This is a genomic window from Hanstruepera ponticola, from assembly GCF_002940745.1.
In the GTDB taxonomy this organism is placed as follows: Bacteria; Bacteroidota; Bacteroidia; order Flavobacteriales; family Flavobacteriaceae; genus Hanstruepera; species Hanstruepera ponticola.
The window spans coordinates 1,955,854-1,973,814 of the sequence record NZ_POTB01000001.1; the positions used below are offsets into that span (position 1 = coordinate 1,955,854).

General features: G+C 34.8%; 11 protein-coding genes. 3 read left to right on the top strand and 8 right to left on the bottom strand.

The window, feature by feature from the left end; translation table 11 throughout:
* Positions 1–9: 9 nt before the first annotated feature.
* The 8 genes from C1S72_RS08925 to C1S72_RS08960 all read right to left on the bottom strand — a co-directional run bounded on the left by C1S72_RS08925 (position 10) and on the right by C1S72_RS08960 (position 15,636).
* Positions 10–4,803: a VPS10 domain-containing protein gene (locus C1S72_RS08925; protein ID WP_162919949.1), complete on the bottom strand. Its 4,794-nt coding sequence runs from the start codon at positions 4,801–4,803 to the stop codon at positions 10–12.
* Positions 4,804–4,914: 111 nt separating this feature from the next.
* A complete protein-coding gene (locus C1S72_RS08930) occupies positions 4,915–5,193 on the bottom strand; it encodes a F0F1 ATP synthase subunit epsilon (protein WP_104735841.1) in 279 nt (92 codons plus the stop codon).
* 78 nt (positions 5,194–5,271) lie between these two features.
* Entirely contained in the window at positions 5,272–6,780 is a 1,509-nt protein-coding gene (gene atpD, locus C1S72_RS08935) for a F0F1 ATP synthase subunit beta (RefSeq protein ID WP_104735265.1), read from the bottom strand.
* Between the two features lie 169 nt (positions 6,781–6,949).
* On the bottom strand, positions 6,950–8,443 hold the full coding sequence (locus C1S72_RS08940; RefSeq protein WP_230401606.1) for an SGNH/GDSL hydrolase family protein: 1,494 nt from the start codon (positions 8,441–8,443) through the stop codon (positions 6,950–6,952).
* 4 nt (positions 8,444–8,447) lie between these two features.
* On the bottom strand, positions 8,448–11,201 hold the full coding sequence (locus C1S72_RS08945; protein WP_104735266.1) for a TonB-dependent receptor: 2,754 nt from the start codon (positions 11,199–11,201) through the stop codon (positions 8,448–8,450).
* Positions 11,202–11,352: 151 nt separating this feature from the next.
* Positions 11,353–13,200, bottom strand: coding sequence for a glutamine--fructose-6-phosphate transaminase (isomerizing) (glmS, locus tag C1S72_RS08950; protein WP_104735267.1), 1,848 nt, complete (start codon positions 13,198–13,200; stop codon positions 11,353–11,355).
* A 6-nt stretch (positions 13,201–13,206) separates the two neighbouring features.
* Positions 13,207–14,802: a DUF4270 domain-containing protein gene (locus C1S72_RS08955; RefSeq protein WP_104735268.1), complete on the bottom strand. Its 1,596-nt coding sequence runs from the start codon at positions 14,800–14,802 to the stop codon at positions 13,207–13,209.
* Positions 14,803–14,826: 24 nt separating this feature from the next.
* Positions 14,827–15,636: a glycogen/starch synthase gene (locus C1S72_RS08960; RefSeq protein ID WP_104735843.1), complete on the bottom strand. Its 810-nt coding sequence runs from the start codon at positions 15,634–15,636 to the stop codon at positions 14,827–14,829.
* A 110-nt stretch (positions 15,637–15,746) separates the two neighbouring features.
* On the opposite strand from C1S72_RS08960, the gene panC reads away from it, so the two are divergent.
* Genes panC through C1S72_RS08975 form a run of 3 tightly spaced genes read left to right on the top strand, consistent with a single transcriptional unit; the run spans position 15,747 to position 17,918 of the window.
* A complete protein-coding gene (gene panC, locus C1S72_RS08965) occupies positions 15,747–16,595 on the top strand; it encodes a pantoate--beta-alanine ligase (RefSeq protein ID WP_104735269.1) in 849 nt (282 codons plus the stop codon).
* 13 nt (positions 16,596–16,608) lie between these two features.
* A complete protein-coding gene (gene panD / locus C1S72_RS08970) occupies positions 16,609–16,959 on the top strand; it encodes an aspartate 1-decarboxylase (RefSeq protein WP_104735270.1) in 351 nt (116 codons plus the stop codon).
* 2 nt (positions 16,960–16,961) lie between these two features.
* The gene (locus tag C1S72_RS08975) at positions 16,962–17,918 is read left to right on the top strand and encodes a lysylphosphatidylglycerol synthase transmembrane domain-containing protein (protein WP_104735271.1); all 957 of its coding nucleotides are present in this window, start codon (positions 16,962–16,964) and stop codon (positions 17,916–17,918) included.
* Positions 17,919–17,961: the final 43 nt, after the last annotated feature.

The window sequence follows — 17,961 nt, forward strand, 5'->3', positions numbered from 1 at the left end:
AGTTTTTATTTAGAATATAATCTTTCTATAAATCGTTTTTTCATTACTCAAGGTAATTTTGAGTAATAAAATAGCATTAGATTTATTGATGGAATCTATTTCAAATGATTGATTGTTTATATTATTAGTATCGGTTATCTGTCTTCCTAACACATCGTAAACAACAACTTGATTCAGATTTTCTTTAACAGATTGGATATGAATTTTATCTTTTCCGCTTATGGTAATACCGTTTGAAAAAACTTCGAAATCTTCAGTTGAAAGAGCAGCATCGTTAAATCTCAATACGAAGCGATTATTAATTTCACCAGATTCAGAATAGAAAATGTAGGGCGCTTCAGAAATATTATTAAATGTATTTAGTAAAAGGTCTTGTAAATAAACATCGTGTTCCGTAAAGAGACCCTCTACATCATGGATTGAAATGTAATAATTCCCATTAACAGGAATATTAATGCCAATTGGAATGATATCATCAACAGAGAATGGTAATCCAAAAGCTTGAATAGCCATTTTATCAGCTTCAATGAATGAATAAATTTTTTGAGAACCATCATCTACTCTGGTTACTGCATCATAAAGTCTGTCTTTGAAATCAGTAGCTTCATTTAGATAAGCAATAAGTGTTCTTTCTGAAACGCCTTCTTCATTGGATAAATTTAACCACAATCTGTCAAGTTCTTCATTTTGTGAAGACCTATAAAATTCATTATTAGCATAGGATTTATCACGAAGCGAATTATTGAATGTGAGATTATCTGTTAAGGTAGAACCATCGTTCATAAGTACCATAAACCCTTGTCCTCCAGCAATAAGACCATTAAATCCATTTGGCCCACTTACCGTCCCAGTACCATTATGTACTATGTAATCAGATGGAGAATAACTAGTAGCAAAATTACCATAAAAGGAGTCTGCGTTTGAAGAGCTTGGTAATGTACCATGTGTCCATATTCTTATTGCTCCTTCAATTATTGAGCTATTTAAGTTTAAAAAATCAAGCGTATTTATTGCTGAAGGATATGGATTACCAACTAAATTCCAATTATCATCAAATCTTGTAATAGTTACAGCGTTATTTCCTGAATAATCTGTACCCGTATAACTCCCACGAGAAATAGGGACAGTTATTAAACCATTATTTGGTTTTCCATTTTGAAATTCTGCAGTAAAATCTTGAGGGGTACTGTTGTAATTGCTTGGTCCACGTACAATATACCCTTTGCCAGATACCATTAGTTCAGAGGGTGTATTGATCCAATTACCTTGACCTCCATTAGCGTTGGCAACAATAGGATCCCATTTATAAATTAATCCAGTTGGTGTGTTTGTTGATATATTGGCTACATCAAATCCTTGAATAGGCGAGGACCAATAGACATAGTCTAATTGTCTTATTGATGCTGTTCGTTTAAAATTTATTGTGCCAACATTCACGGCATTATTATCTACCTGAATAAGTGAACCGTTATTTTCAATAGTTAGAGTCCCATTGTTTGTGAGGTTATTATCAATGGAGATATAATCTGAATCATTAATTATAACTTCTCTACCCGCATTAACTAATAAAGTACAACATTCAAAGCTACCATGCATGCTAGTATCATAATTTCCGTTAATAGTAACACTTTTGCTTAACGAAGGCGCTCCATTACTCCAAGAACTACCATCCCAAACTGTGACTGAACATCCTAATGCTGTAAACTTAATGTCATCTATAGCAATATCACTACTCCACCCATTTCCTGTAATACCTCGTACTCTTATTTTAATAGTTTTTCCAACATAAGCTGAAAGGTCAACTAGTAAATCACTCCAAGAATTACCTTTATTACCAGAAATTGCAGTTACAATATCCTCTTGCCAAGAACCATCATTGAATAAATCAATGTGTAAGCTACCAACGTCAGTCCCATACATATGATAACCGACAGTGAAATTATACGTTTGATCAATAATTATACAATCACTTTCCAATATTGCAGTATTATTTGTACAACCACCTGAAGCTTCTAAATAAGCATAATTTCCACTACTGGAACCAGGATTGTAATCTACTGATGGACCAGTATCGGCTGATGGTGTGCCTCCTTCATCTATACGCCAATCAATATCATCATCAGAACCATTGGCTAAATTTGTCCAAAGCCCTGTAAGTCCGCAAACGGTTGACCCACAGTTATTAGTGGTAGCACAAAGAGATTCGCTTTCAAAATCTTCATCAAAACTAGACGCCAACGTTCCATTGGAAATAGTAATATAGGCAGTTTTAGTTTCAGTATCCGAACCATATGTGTTTGTTACGGTCAATGCTATTGTATATGCTCCTGCATTATTAAACGTAACTTCAGGGTTTTGTGACGTGGCAGACGTACTGTTTATATATGAAAATGTGTTAGGAGTTATTGTCCAGGACCATGAGGTTGGACTATAATCTGAATTATCTGTTAATGTAAACTCATTGCCAACACAGCCATCAGTAGTACTAGCTTCAAAACAGGCTATTGGAGCCACGTTACCTGGATCTTTTAAATCACTAATCCATAATCCTTGACCATAGGTTGCTGCATAGATTTTACCTTTACAATCAGTTCCATAATGAATTTCTAATTCAGTAACCTCTAAATTAGGAAAACCATTTGAATAGGATACCCAATCAGATAAACTACTGTCCTTATAATAAATTCCTACATCCATGCCAATATACATAGCGTCAACAGGGCTTGTTTCATCTATAATGATGCTGTTTAGCGATATGTTTGGAAGAGTTCCTGAAATATCAGACCAACTATCTCCACTATCATTAGATTCGTAAATATTATTGTTTAATGCAATAAACAAATGAGTTGGGTCATTAGGGTCTATTTCAATATCAATAGGTTCGTTGGCAACGGGTAAATTACCTGTTAAATTTGTCCAAGTTGGAGAGCCACTGGTTGCATTATTTGTTCTGCGAAAGCTATTATCGTAACGAGAAACATACATAACATCGCTATTCGAGGGAGCAATTGCCAAATCACGAATATTGCTTGTGCCTCCAAAACTTGAAATTTGCGTCCAAGTTGTTCCAGTTTTTACAGCGTCATTTCTCCAAATATTGTCATACCCTGCAAACATCCTATTCGCATTATTTGGATCTAACTTGTAAGGAGTAACCCAGCCACCAGTTTCTGTAATACCTGTCGTTATTGCCGAAAAACTGCTACCATTATTAGTAGATCTTCTAATATCACCATAATATAGTGCACCATACATGTAATTCTCATCAGTGGGATCAATAATACACTCCATGCCATCTCCACCAATTTCGGTGATAAAAGTATTGCTACGGCTTATTGCTGTACCGTTATCTTGATAACCATTTATTACTAATTCAGCTGCTGTTTGAGACACACCGATTTTATAAATTTGGGCAATTGCTAAACCACTACTAATATCGGTCCAATTTGTGCCATTATTAGCAGAATAATAAACGCCTCCATCATTACCATTAAAAAGATTATTATTATGTGGGGAAAATTCCAATGCGTGTTGGTCGGCGTGCACTCCATCAATTGATCCACTTACTCCAACCCAATAGGATACACAACTCATATTTGCACCTCCATCAGTCGATCTCCATAAGTTAACTCCTCCAGTATAAATAGTATTGGCATCCGTAGGATCTGCAGCGATAACCAAATCATACCATGCTTGACTCCCAGTACCTGACCCATCTGTATTCCATCCTAAAATATTAGGCGTTGTTGATCTCGTTGAAAATGAAGTTCCACTATCAGTTGAACGGTAAACTCCCACTAATCCGTTACCATCACCTGCTAAAAGATAAACCCAATCAGGTTCATCTACAGAGACTGCTAATGCAATTCGTTGAACTGAACTAGGGACACCACTGGTTATTTGTGTAAATGAACTACCTCCATCAGTTGATTTATGAAATAATGTGCCAGAAGCATATACTATATTTGAGTTTGTTGGATGATAAGCAATGTCTTTGGCATTTTGACCAATTGATGTTACACTCCAACTAGCACCTCCATTAGTTGTTTTATAAATACGATTGCCGGAAGTAGAAGCTACCATAATATTTGAGTCTGAAGGATCCATAATAATCTCATAAACCGTACGATTACCCATTCCTGAATTTCTAGAAGCCCAAGTAACTCCACCATCGGTACTACGCCAAACACCATAACCTGGTGCATCACCACCATCTCGATCACCTGTTCCAATATAAATAATATCAGGGTTGGATGGATTAATTACGATGCTCGATATGCCAAGACGAACTAGCCCATTTAAATTGTCTGTCCAAGTGTTCCCGCCATCAGTTGTTTTCCAAAAACCACCTGATGGAGCCCCAACATAAATGGTATTCGCATCTGTTGGGTGAAAAGCAATACAATTTATTCGACCATTACCATTTAGTTGTCCAGTACCATTATTAGGCAGACTTACTGGCCCAACAATTTCCCAGTTACCTGAACCAGTGGTATATCTTTGATTATTTGAATGATAATCTCTGTAACGGTTGATTTCTTCAAGTAAATACCCATTATTAGGAAAGTTTCCATTCTCATCAACGCGACTTTCCCAATAATATTCCCAGCGTTTAAACTGCTTGATACCTTTACCTTTTGGAAGTTCTCTTGAATTGGATACTATATTGCTGTAGTAGCGCTCAAAATCGGCTTTAATGTCGTAAAAATTTGCGTCTTTATCGAACATCATTTGTTGCCATTTGTCTTGGGAGTAAGACATAGCAGCCAACATAAGAAATAGAGATAGTAGTGTTTTTTTCATTGAAATCAAGATTTGGGATATTGATAACGCAGTAAATATAAGTAAAAAAAATAAGCCTCTCATATTTGAGAGGCTTATAATTATTTCATTTATAGTATTTTAACCTAAATTTTAATCAGCTAAAACAATAACTTTATTGTCTTTCATCTCTAAAGTACCTGAATTTATAGCTAACCAAATACCATTATCATCTCCTTTTGAAAACTGGTCTTGAACCTCTTCTTCTAAAGTAATATTACCATATATCTTAACGTTACCTGCTTTTAATAAAGACACAATAGGAGCGTGATCTTTTAACATTTGGAACTCACCATTAACACCAGGAACGGCTATACTAGTTACTTCTCCGCTAAATAAAGTTAATTCTGGTGATACAATTTCTAAATACATAGTCATTCAGTATTTGGTATTCAGTATTCAGTATTCAGAGCATAAATGCAAACTGCAACTGAAAACTGCCTACTAGTTTTACGCTTCTGCTAACATTTTCTCTCCAGCTTCAATAGCTTCTTCAATAGTACCTTTAAGGTTAAACGCTGCTTCTGGTAAGTGATCTAATTCACCATCCATAATCATGTTAAATCCTTTGATAGTCTCTTTAATATCAACTAAAACACCTGGTATACCAGTAAATTGTTCTGCTACGTGGAAAGGTTGTGATAAGAAACGTTGTACACGTCTTGCACGGTTTACAGCCATTTTATCTTCTTCTGATAATTCTTCCATACCAAGAATGGCAATAATATCCTGAAGTTCTTTATAGCGTTGTAATAACTCTTTTACACGAGTTGCACAATCGTAATGTTCATTACCTAAAATATCTGCAGCCAAAATTCTTGAAGTAGAATCTAATGGATCTACCGCTGGATATATACCTAACTCGGCAATTTTACGAGACAATACAGTTGTTGCGTCTAAGTGGGCAAATGTTGTTGCAGGAGCAGGATCCGTTAAATCATCCGCAGGTACGTAAACCGCTTGTACCGATGTAATAGAACCTCTTTTAGTTGAGGTAATACGCTCTTGCATGGCACCCATTTCGGTTGCTAATGTTGGTTGGTAACCTACAGCAGAAGGCATACGACCTAATAGTGCAGACACCTCTGAACCAGCTTGTGTAAAACGGAAAATATTATCTACGAAGAATAATACATCTTTTCCTTGACCTTCGCCAGCACCATCACGGAAATATTCTGCAATTGTTAAACCAGATAAGGCAACACGCGCACGCGCTCCAGGAGGTTCGTTCATTTGTCCGAATACAAACGTTGCTTTAGATTCTTTCATTTTAGATTTATCAACTTTAGATAAATCCCATCCACCTTCTTCCATAGAATGCATGAAATCATCGCCATAACGGATAATTCCTGATTCTAACATTTCTCTCAAAAGGTCATTTCCTTCACGCGTTCTTTCACCTACACCAGCAAATACTGATAAACCACCGTGACCTTTTGCAATATTATTAATTAACTCCTGAATTAATACTGTTTTACCTACACCAGCACCACCAAATAAACCAATTTTACCACCTTTTGCATAAGGTTCAATTAAATCTATTACTTTAATACCAGTAAATAAAACTTCAGTAGAGGTAGATAAGTCTTCAAATTTTGGTGCCTCTCTGTGAATTGGTAAACCAGCATCTCCAGCTTTAGGTAAATCACCAATACCATCAATGGCATCTCCAATTACATTAAATAAACGTCCATAAACATCTTCACCAATTGGCATTTGAATAGGCGCACCAGTAGCAACTACTTCTGTTCCTCTAGATAAACCATCTGACGAGTCCATGGCAATAGTACGAACTGTATCTTCACCAATGTGAGATTGTACTTCTAATACTAAAATAGAACCGTCAGGTCTTTTGATTTCTAATGAATCGTAAATTTTTGGAAGTTCAGCGCCAGCACCGAATTCAACATCGATAACCGGACCTACTATTTGTGCAACTTTACCTGTAACTTTTGACATTACTTATCTGTTTTTATTTTGCTAAATTTTTAATCCGAAAAAACACCTCGTTTTTCGCGCTGCAAAGATATTATTTTAATTTAAAAACTAAAGCAATTTTGTGGGGATTTTTAGGTATAAAAAAATGCCCTCTCAACAAGGGCATTTTAAATTTTTAATTTCGTCTAATTTATTGAAGGGTAGGCGAGTAATTCGTTGGGTATTCACCTATATCAACTAAATTACCAGAAGCTTCAAAGTTAGAGCCGTAAGTAGCATCAATTGCTTTCATAAACTCGTTAGCAGCAACAGCATAGCCTCTAGATGTTAAATGCACGCCATCAAGAGAAAACACACCACCAGTTACTAAACTAGAAGTTAAAACATAGTTACCTGATGCAATACCAGTACTATTTAATTCTGACAATAGTGCATTGGCATCAACAAAAGCTAAACCTGCTTGATTTGCAGCAGCCTGAATAGTAGCATTAAAATTGTCTACTGCAGCCCTTATTTCTGCCTGTTCACTTGGCAACAAAACCCATTTATCAGCCAAAGGCACAGCAACACCGTTTACGGTTAACGGATTTCCAGGTACTGCTTCAGTTCCAATAAACGATAATGCAGGTAATACCAATAAATCAGCTGCAGTTGCTTGTCTGATACTTGGTAAGCCTAAAGCTGATAAATTTGTTAAGCTTTCATCTTCAATAACAACTGCATTAGTTTCAGATGCTTCAAACATTATAGTTCTTGCAGCAGCTTCATCAGCAGAAATTAGTCCACCTCCTAAAGCTAATTGTAAACCACCGTTATATTGTGCATATGCTTGATTTACAGCTCCAGCTGTTGCAGCATCTAAAGGAACAGGGTTGTGAGGTACTGTAGTAAAATGAGCAATATCTGTAACATAAGGTATATTTGCAACAACACCTTTAGCTCCTTGAGAAGTTAAGGTTGTTATAAGCGTTGAAACAGCAAAATCAAAAGTTGGCTGATCTGTTATTGGACTTGTTCCATCTCCACCTGTTGTAGCATAACCTAATACATCATTATTTCCTATCCATAATGAAAAGAATGTAGGTGCTTGAGCCATAGAAAGTTCTAAAACACTGGCATCAGGCGTTGATCCAGTCATTCTTACATAGTAAGGGTTAGCATTCGGCAGATTCATGATATTTCCATAACCAGGTGCCAATAAGTGGAAACTTCTTGCACCAGGAACTCCCATATTATTAAATGGACCAGTTGGATTATTTAAGGCAATATCAGTTGAAACAGTAATAGGTCCAATAACATCCTCAAGCGGTTGAGGAGCTCCACCAGTTGTTACTAATCTTGGATTGAAACCTGGAATTCTATTCCCAGCTAAAGCCAAACCTCCAAAGTTATCATTCATTAATGGCTGCGTGAAATTTCCTCCACCTATCATAGAAAATTTATTAGCTAAAATATTGGGAAAGGAATTTTCTTGAGTAGCAATAAATAAAGCACCATCTGAAAATCCAGAAGTTAATGAATTACCTAAAGCAACATAAGTTGAAAAATCCGCTTCTCCTGATGTTAGAGCTGGTAATGGAGCAGAACCATTAGTTGAGTCGTCGTCATTACTACAGGCTGTAGTAAGCCCTAGGGCTATTAGTAATAGCCATAAATATTTTGTATTCATAATTATCTTTTTCATGTTCTTATAGATTGTTTATCACTATTGATGCATAATACATAGATCCAATATATCCAGTACCAATGGCGGTAAAATATTCATCGCCTAACATATTGGTTGCACCAACTTTGATTACAGATTTTAGTTTAGGGATGGTATAGCTTAATTGAGCATCAAGTGTATGATAAGCTGGAATATCACCATCACCAAAAGTGGCTTGCCAGAAATAAGCATCACTCCATCTCCATGCTACATTAAATCCAAAATTCTTGAAGAGATCCGTATTTCCAAAACTCAATTTTACTTTGTGCTCAGGTGTATTAAAGCTTGTTCTAAAATCAGGATCTGCTGCTTGATCAAAATCCTGTTTAGCAAAGGTATAATTGGCACCTAAATCAAAATCTCCTAACACTTTGGTTGTTAATCCAATAGATGCGCCGTAAGAATTTACATTAGCATCAGAATTAGTATAAGTTTGATATTCTTGAGTGTCATCAAAATTAATAGCATCAATAGACAAACTATTATCACCTACTTGACCATATAATGGTGCAATAACACTTTCATTGGATATAAAATTCTTGTAAGAATTATAATATACACTAGCATCAACTATTAAACGATTTAATTTTCCACGATAACCTACTTCGAATGAAGTTACCTGTTCAGGTTTTACAACTTCTGAATTACCAATTTTCAATAGGCTAGCATCTCTCGTTCCAGGTGTATTACCACTTGCTAAATAAGCATCCACAGACGCTTTAGAGAAAGAATTGGTATATGCATTTCCAGCAGATTGATTTATCGAATTAGCTTGAGCAGGGTTATTTACGCTATATGGTCTAACATAACGGTCTAAATTGGCTTCTGCAGAACCAATCAATACATAAGGACCAGCATCTAAACCAATAAATAAATCTTGAGTGGTTGGGTTTCTGAATCCAGTTTGAAAGGAACCGCGGATATTGTGATTCTCATTGACCGTAAAACCAGCAGCTAATCTTGGAGATAAAAAACCATCAAATAATTCTGATTTATCATAACGAATTGATCCCGTTAATTTTAAATCAATACTTTCAGATAATTCCAAGTCTTTTTGAATTTGTGTGTAAATTCCGTATTCAGAATATTCGATAGGTCCATCAGAGTCCGTATAAATAGTTCCTGAAGAGTTTAGGCTATATTGTCTAAAAGAACCTCCAACTTGAATTTCAGCCCAGTCAACTAAATGACTAAAATTGTAATTACCATCGGCATGGTAATATTTTGAGGCATCTTGAAATTTTGAACCTGTAGCTAATTCAGGGTCGTTGATACTACGATTAAAAGCAGCTTGAAACTCTGGAGTTCCAGGAAGGAATCTTCCAGATTCAGCGGCAGCTCTTGCTGCAGCATGTGCTTGTTCTTCAGTAGCACCACCTAAAGTCGCTCCAGCAAATGTGTTTATATAGTCACCAAACCAATCTTCATCGCTTTTCCATGCTCTGTTGATTTGAATACCAGTTACAGTCATGTCATACGAATCACCAGCTTTGTCTGCAACAACATAACCTCTTACGAAAAAATTATTGTTTCTAACCTCAATTTTATGCTGTTGTTGCGTAAAACCATTAATGTAATAGCGGTTAGATCCTTGATAAATTGTTGATCCTGTTCCAATTTTTCCTACGTAAGCGATTTCAAAATCATTAGCCCAAGGTCTTAAATATAATCCCCAATCTGCTTTTATACTTTCAGCATTATAGTCCGTTAAGTCACTTTCATTATAACCTGTTCTACTCACTGTTACATCAGGGATAATACCTAGACCACCAGAAGCAGCTCGTATGTTAGTTGCAACCTCATCACCAAAAACATTATAACCATCATATCCTAAACTAGCACGTGTTGCTCCTGTTCCTGGCTTACCAGCATAATTATCAGCAACCCAATCAGTACCTTTTAACCAACCAAAGTTAACTTTGGCAGCAAAATGATCTGTAAATTTATGAGCCATTCTAATACCTACGTCTGTATAGCTATTATCACCAGCTGCATCTTGAGATGTAATACCTTGTTTAATGTAGCCACTAATACCTTCAAAGTCAAACGGATTTTTACTGCGCATAAACAAAATACCATTAAAAGCATTGGCTCCGTAAAGCGCTGAAGCTGCTCCAGGTAGTAGTTCTACGCTTAACACATCAGTTTCAACCATTCCTACTAAATTTCCAATAGGGAAGTTTAATGCTGGTGTAGAGTTGTCCATACCATCTACCAATTGCATAAAACGGTTATTAGCAAATGTTGCAAAACCTCTAGTATTAATAGATTTAAAAGTTAAACTGTTAGTGTTTACATCAACACCTTTTAAGTTTTCTAGACCGTCGTAAAAGTCGGCTGAAGCGGTGTTTTTAATTTCTTTTAAACCAAAACGTTCAACAGTTACAGGTGATTCAAATATGCGTTCTGGTGTTCTTGAAGCAGAAATAACGACTTCGTCTAGAGCTGTTCCTTCAGTCAAAACCAGTTTAATTACATCTGAGCTTGAAGTTACTTCGAGTGTTGCAGTTTCAAACCCAACACTACTTGCTTGAATACTAAATGGAGGCGTTAAATCTGTAGTAATTGTAAAGCCACCATCAAAATCGGTAATATTTCCTGTTGAAGTCCCTACAATTATTACATTGGCCCCTGGAACAGGTTGTTCATTGTCATCCACAACTGTTCCCGAAATTGTTGTTTGAGCAAATGTAAAAGCGCCACAAAACAACAATAGAATTGAAAGAATTGATCTCATTTTTTAGTTTTAGTTAATTATTATGATAGCAATATATATAAATCTACGAAAACTGAATGAAATTTTCTTAAAAAATTATGCGTGCATAATATAAATTAACAAAATAAGACTAGAAAAATTGATAAAATGATAATTTTTTGAATAAAACCTTTTATTCTACGGTTACAGATTTTGCAAGATTCCTTGGTTGATCTACATTCTTACCTAACATCACAGCAATATGATAGGATAATAGCTGTAAAGGAATAGTTGTAAGTAATGGTGATAATGATTCAAGTGTTTCAGGTACTTCAATGATGTGGTCAGCTAATTCTTTCACATTTATATCTCCTTCAGTAACAATTCCAATTATTTTACCTTTACGAGATTTTATTTCTTGGATATTACTTACCACTTTTTCATAATGCCCTTTTTTTGTAGCGATAACAATAACAGGCATTTGTTCATCAATTAGTGCAATTGGACCATGTTTCATTTCAGCTGCAGGATAGCCTTCAGCGTGGATATAAGATATTTCTTTTAATTTAAGAGCTCCCTCTAATGCCACGGGAAAATTATAACCACGACCTAAATAAAGGCAATTTCTAGCATTTTTATAGATATCAGCAACTGCTTTTATATGTTCGTCAGATTTTAAAGCTTTTGAAACTTTATCAGGTATTAATTCTAATTCTTGAAGGTGGTAGCGATAGTCCGAGTTTGAAATTGACCCTTTAGCTTTGGCTAACTTTAGTGCAATGAGTGTTAAAACAGTAATTTGAGTTGTGAATGCTTTAGTTGAAGCTACACCAATTTCGGGTCCAGCATGTGTGTAAGCACCTGCATTAGTTTCTCTAGCAATAGAAGATCCTACAACGTTACAAACGCCAAAAACAAAAGCACCATTAGCTTTCGCCAATTTTATGGCAGCCAATGTATCGGCAGTTTCACCTGATTGTGAAATAGCAATAACAATATCATTAGGGGTAATTACAGGATTACGATATCTGAATTCAGAAGCATATTCTACCTCAACAGGAATGCGAGCCAAATCTTCAAAAATATACTCTGCTACTAGCCCAGCATGCCATGACGTACCACAAGCCACAACAATTATTCGGTTAGCATTTAGGAATTTTTCGATATTATCATCAATTCCTGACATTCTAATAATACCATCCTTAACCAATAAACGACCACGATAAGTGTCTTTTATGGCATTGGGTTGCTCGTGAATTTCCTTCAACATGAAATGTTCGTAACCTCCTTTTTCAATTTGCTCAAGATTCATTTGTAATTCTTGAACGTAGGGGTCAACAAGCGTGTCGTCTTTTATTTTGCGGATTTTAATGTCTTTATTCATCCTTAAAATTGCCATTTCTTCATCTTCTAAATAGACGGCATTTTTTGTGTATTCAATAAAAGGAGACGCATCACTAGCAATAAAAAATTCATTGTCACCAATTCCAACAGCCAAAGGGCTTCCTAGCCTGGCTATTACAATTTCATCGGGTTTATTTTTATCAAAAACGGCAATAGAATACGCTCCTATAACTTGATTTAAGGCTATTTGAACAGCTTTCCCTAGCTTCACATTCTCTTTTAATTTTACATCCTCAATTAAGTTTATAAGAACTTCAGTATCGGTATCAGATTTAAAGGTGTATCCTCGAGCAGTCAACTCTTTTTTTAGAGCGTCATAGTTTTCTATAATACCATTGTGGATTATAACAAGGTTTCCTGAGTTGGAATAATGAGGATGTGCATTAATGTCATTAGGAACTCCGTGAGTAGCCCATCTCGTATGACCAATTCCTAATTTGGCATTGGTAGAAATTTCAGTAGCAACACGATTTTCTAAATCTGCTACTTTACCTTTTGTTTTGGAGACTTTAAGGTCTGTACCATCAAATAGTGCGATACCAGCACTGTCATAACCTCTATATTCAAGACGCTTTAAGCCTTCTATAATGATAGGATAGGCCTCTCTGTGCCCAATATAGCCTACAATGCCACACATATTTTTTTAATTATTTGGTTCGGTAAAATAGATTTCAAATTGTACTTTATTGTCACTAGGAACATTTTGACTTGTTCCATATAATGCAGTTCCACGAGGTGATAATACAGTTCCTGATGGTGCATATTCATCAGGAGAATTTAATACATCTGCCCTTTGGATATCATTAACATTGGTGGATACATACAAACCTAGGTTTACATTCAAGGAGTCTCGAAGCAAAATATTATTCAAATGTTCAGTTAGACGAAGTTTATATTTTACGCCGTTATCATCATCATCTCGCTCTAGCTTCTTTGAGAAATTGATTTTAGAGTTTAATGGATTAGAATTGTTTGTTGACGAGTCAAAAAAGTAATCAATTATAGGTGTGTTATTTTTTAAATCATAAAGAATAACCCGATCAGGCTCTTGGTCGTTGAAAATAGTTTGGTCAACATAAAAATATAAATTAGCCTCGTTTATTAGCCATGTGTCTTTTTTGCTTTTAAAATAGTCAAAAGCATCTACCATATCACCATTCTCATCTTGTATTTCTCCATTAAATAAATCAATAATAGCGTAAGATCCTTCACCACCTTTAAGATAAAGAACATCATCTCCTTCGTTAGGGTTAGCGTTTGCATCAGCATCACTGATTATTGTGTTAGTAGGGTCATTTTCAAGAATATTAAGCCGATTTCCAGAAAAGTTCATTCTAATAAATCGTTGTTCTGTAATCTCAACTAAATCACCTGTGTCCTCATCTATTTCCGTACCTGTGACAAAACTGTAGTAAACTTGAATGTATGCTTGTTGGAAATTCATCATTGCCATGTTTCCATTAGAGTCAGGTAGTTCTTCAATTTTCAGATATACGCCTCTAAAATAGTTTTTAAAATTGTTTTGATTGCTTAATTCAGGCATAGATGCAGGGTCATCTTCACCAAAGAAAAATAAATCATCCCAAAAATTGTTAGTATTTAATAATTCAACATGGATGCCAGGAGGTGCTGTTTGTTCTGAAGTTATATTTAACTCTTCATTGCTTGGGATAAGATTATCATTGACATACAACAATTCTCCAATATGATTATCAAAATTAATGGTTTCATTTGCATTGCTATAATAATTTTGGGACTCTTCCAAATTTGTTTCAGGGTTGAAGTCTCTCAAAAAGTAGTTATTTTGAAAAACAGAAAGTTTTATTTTTTGATTTCCAAAAATCGAATCTAATTCATAAATTTTGTCGCCATCATCGTCGGTGCCTGTGTTTTTGGAATAATATGGGATAACTAATACAACTGAATCTACAACAGGATTGTCTCCAAAATTAAAGCTAAATGTACTTGGAACAACTTGACTAACAACACTAGCAATTGTTTTGCCATAAATAGGATCGTTATAAACTCCTAAAAGATTTGAAGAAAGACCGTTCGTTTGAACTGGGTTAAGTTGCTTATTGTAAGCAACTACTGGGAATTTACTTGAATTGTTTTCGAAGTTTTTTATACCTTCAATATCACTTTCAATAGTCGTGAAATCGCGGTCACATGCGTACAATGACAACATTATCACTGAAACAAACAACAATGGTTTAAATATATTAAATGTATTTTTCATAGATTTTTTTGAGACAATTGTGGTTTAGCCTAATACTTTTGTATTGTAGAATTCGGTGTAGGCTTCACTAAATTCATCTTTCGACTTGTAATCTAATACAGGTTTTTCAGAATTTTGTAAATGATTTGTTAATTCTTCTGGCAGTTTTTCAGAACCTATAATTAAAGCATCAGAATAATCAATAGCAACCTTCATTAGGTTGTTGTATGTTGGTTTATTCAAGGACTCAATTGCAGCATCATCAATATTATCAAATTTAATTTTACTGTGCATATCTTTATTTAACGAGCCATCAAAGCTTTGATTGTATATAGATGTTACTATTTTGCTTTCATTAAAAAGAGGTTCATCCTTATAATATTCTTTTAAGTACAATGGTAATAAGGAAGCTAGCCACCCATGGACATGAATAATATCTGGTGACCAATTCAGTTTTTTAACAGTTTCAATGACACCTTTAGCAAAAAATATAGCTCGTTCATCATTGTCTGAAAACAAGTTTCCATCTTCATCAGTTAATGTCGCTTTTCTTTTAAAGTATTCGTCATTATCTATAAAATATACTTGAATACGTTCTTTAGGAATTGAAGCTACTTTTATAATCAAAGGCATATCTAGGTCATTAATCACCAAATTAATTCCTGATAGTCTAATAACTTCATGCAATTGATGCCTTCTTTCATTTATATTGCCATATCTAGGCATGAAAATTCTGATTTGACCACCAAGTTGATTAACCATTCTTGGTGCTTCAAATGACATAGATGAAATTTCAGTTTCTGGTAAATAAGGCACTACTTCAGATGATACGTATAATATCCTCTTATCTTTCATATGGTATATTGCTTTTGAAGATTCAAAATAAAAAACACGCAAAAGTACAAAAATTTATGCAAATTGCCTTTAAAATATTAAGTTTGCACCCGTTAATTTTTTATTAAAAGGTGAGAGTCTTTACAGAAAAAAAGCTGATTCAAAAACAGTTACAACAATTTAAAGCTAAAAAACAAACCATAGGGTTTGTGCCAACAATGGGTGCATTGCACCTAGGGCATGTCTCTTTGGTTATAAAAGCATTGGAAAACAATGCTGTGGTTGTTGTAAGTATATTTGTGAATCCTACTCAATTTGATAATAGTGAAGATCTTAAAAACTACCCAAGAACATTAGAAAGAGACACTAATTTATTAAATGCAGTGTCGTCGAGTATTATAATTTATGCACCTTCAGTCGATGATATTTATGAAGGAAACACCAAGTCTCAAAAGTTTTCATTTGGAGGATTGGAGTTTGAGATGGAAGGGAAGTTTAGAGTAGGACATTTTGACGGTGTTGGTACAATTGTAAAGCGATTATTTGAAATTATTAAGCCTGATAACGCTTATTTTGGAGAAAAAGACTTTCAACAATTGGCTATAATTAAAGCTATGGTAAAAAACCATAATATTCCTGTAAATGTTGTTGGCTGCCCAATTCATAGAGAAACCAATGGGTTAGCAATGAGTTCACGCAATGAGCGTTTAAAACCAAAATATAAAAAAGTGGCACCTTTCATTTTTAAAACGTTAAAGACTGCCAAGCAAAAATTTGGCACAAAAAGTGCTAGTAAAGTGACAGAATGGGTTGAAAAACAGTTTGATAATCAAGAATTATTGGAATTGGAATATTTTATAATTGCTGATGTTGAAAGTTTAAAGCCTGTAAAACGTAAATCAAATAAAAAAGAATATAGAGCCTTTATAGCAGCCTATGCTGATGATATTAGACTAATAGATAATATCGCTCTAAATTAATTATCTTTGCCGCATGCAAATTCAAGTAGTAAAATCAAAAATTCACAGAGTAAAATGTACAGGTGCAGACCTTAATTACATTGGTAGTATCACTATTGATGAAGACTTAATGGATGCTGCCAACATTATTCAAGGTGAAAAAGTTCAAATAGTAAATAATGATAATGGTGAGCGACTGGAAACCTATTGTATCCCTGGCCCACGAAATAGTGGTGAAATCACGTTAAATGGTGCTGCTGCTAGAAAAGTTTCAGTTGGAGATACCTTGATACTAATTACTTATGCTTTTATGGACATGGAAGAAGCCAAAGTATTTAAACCATCGTTAGTTTTTCCTGATGAAGCTACTAATAAGCTTATATAGATTTGAAACCATCAATTAAGAGAATATTAAAAATTACACTCCCGATTTTATTGGGAGTTTTTTTAATATGGTATTCTTTATCCAAAGTTTCCTTTTCTGAATTAATGGTTTATTTTAAAAATGCTGATTATTTCTGGATTGTACTCGGAATGTTTTTTGGCTTATTGAGTCATTTGTCAAGGGCATACAGATGGCGCTTCCAATTAGAACCCATGGGCTACCATATTAAATTACCTAACAGTATTATGGCCGTTTTTGCAACCTACCTTATAAATTATACCATTCCACGGGCAGGAGAAGTTGCTAGAGCATCTATTTTAACGACTTACGAAGGCGTCCCATTCGAAAAAGGTTTTGGAACCATTGTGGCTGAACGTGTGGCAGATTTGATAGTGGTTTTTGCTATAATTGCGTTAACATTATTCCTTCAGTTTGATTTCATATTATCATTTTTAACCAAATCCTTCAACCCGAAAAGCATAGTGATTGGGCTTTTAATATTTTTAATCGCTGTTCTAATATTTGTTTTTTACATAAGAAAAGGGACTTCTGGAATCGCCTTAAAAATTAAAACTTTTATTAGAGGGTTGACAGAAGGAGTCTTGAGTATTTTTAAAATGGAGAAAAAATGGGCTTTTATTTTTCATACCCTTTTTATTTGGACTATGTACATACTCATGTTTTATGTAACCTCATTTTCAGTTGCTGAACTTAATGGCATTCCTTTTGGAGCTATATTGATAGGGTTTATATCTGCTAGTTTTAGTATAGCAGCAACTAATGGAGGAATAGGGTCTTATCCGATTGCAGTTTATGCAGCTTTTTCAATTTTTGGAATACCAGAAGATCCAAGTATTGCTTTTGGTTGGATTGTCTGGACATCACAAACACTAGTTCTTGTAGTGCTTGGAGGTTTGTCATTATTGCTTCTACCCATCTACAACAAAGTCAAGGGGTAAAAATTTTAAAAAGTGTCTAATTACTAGAAATTATTTCTTTTAA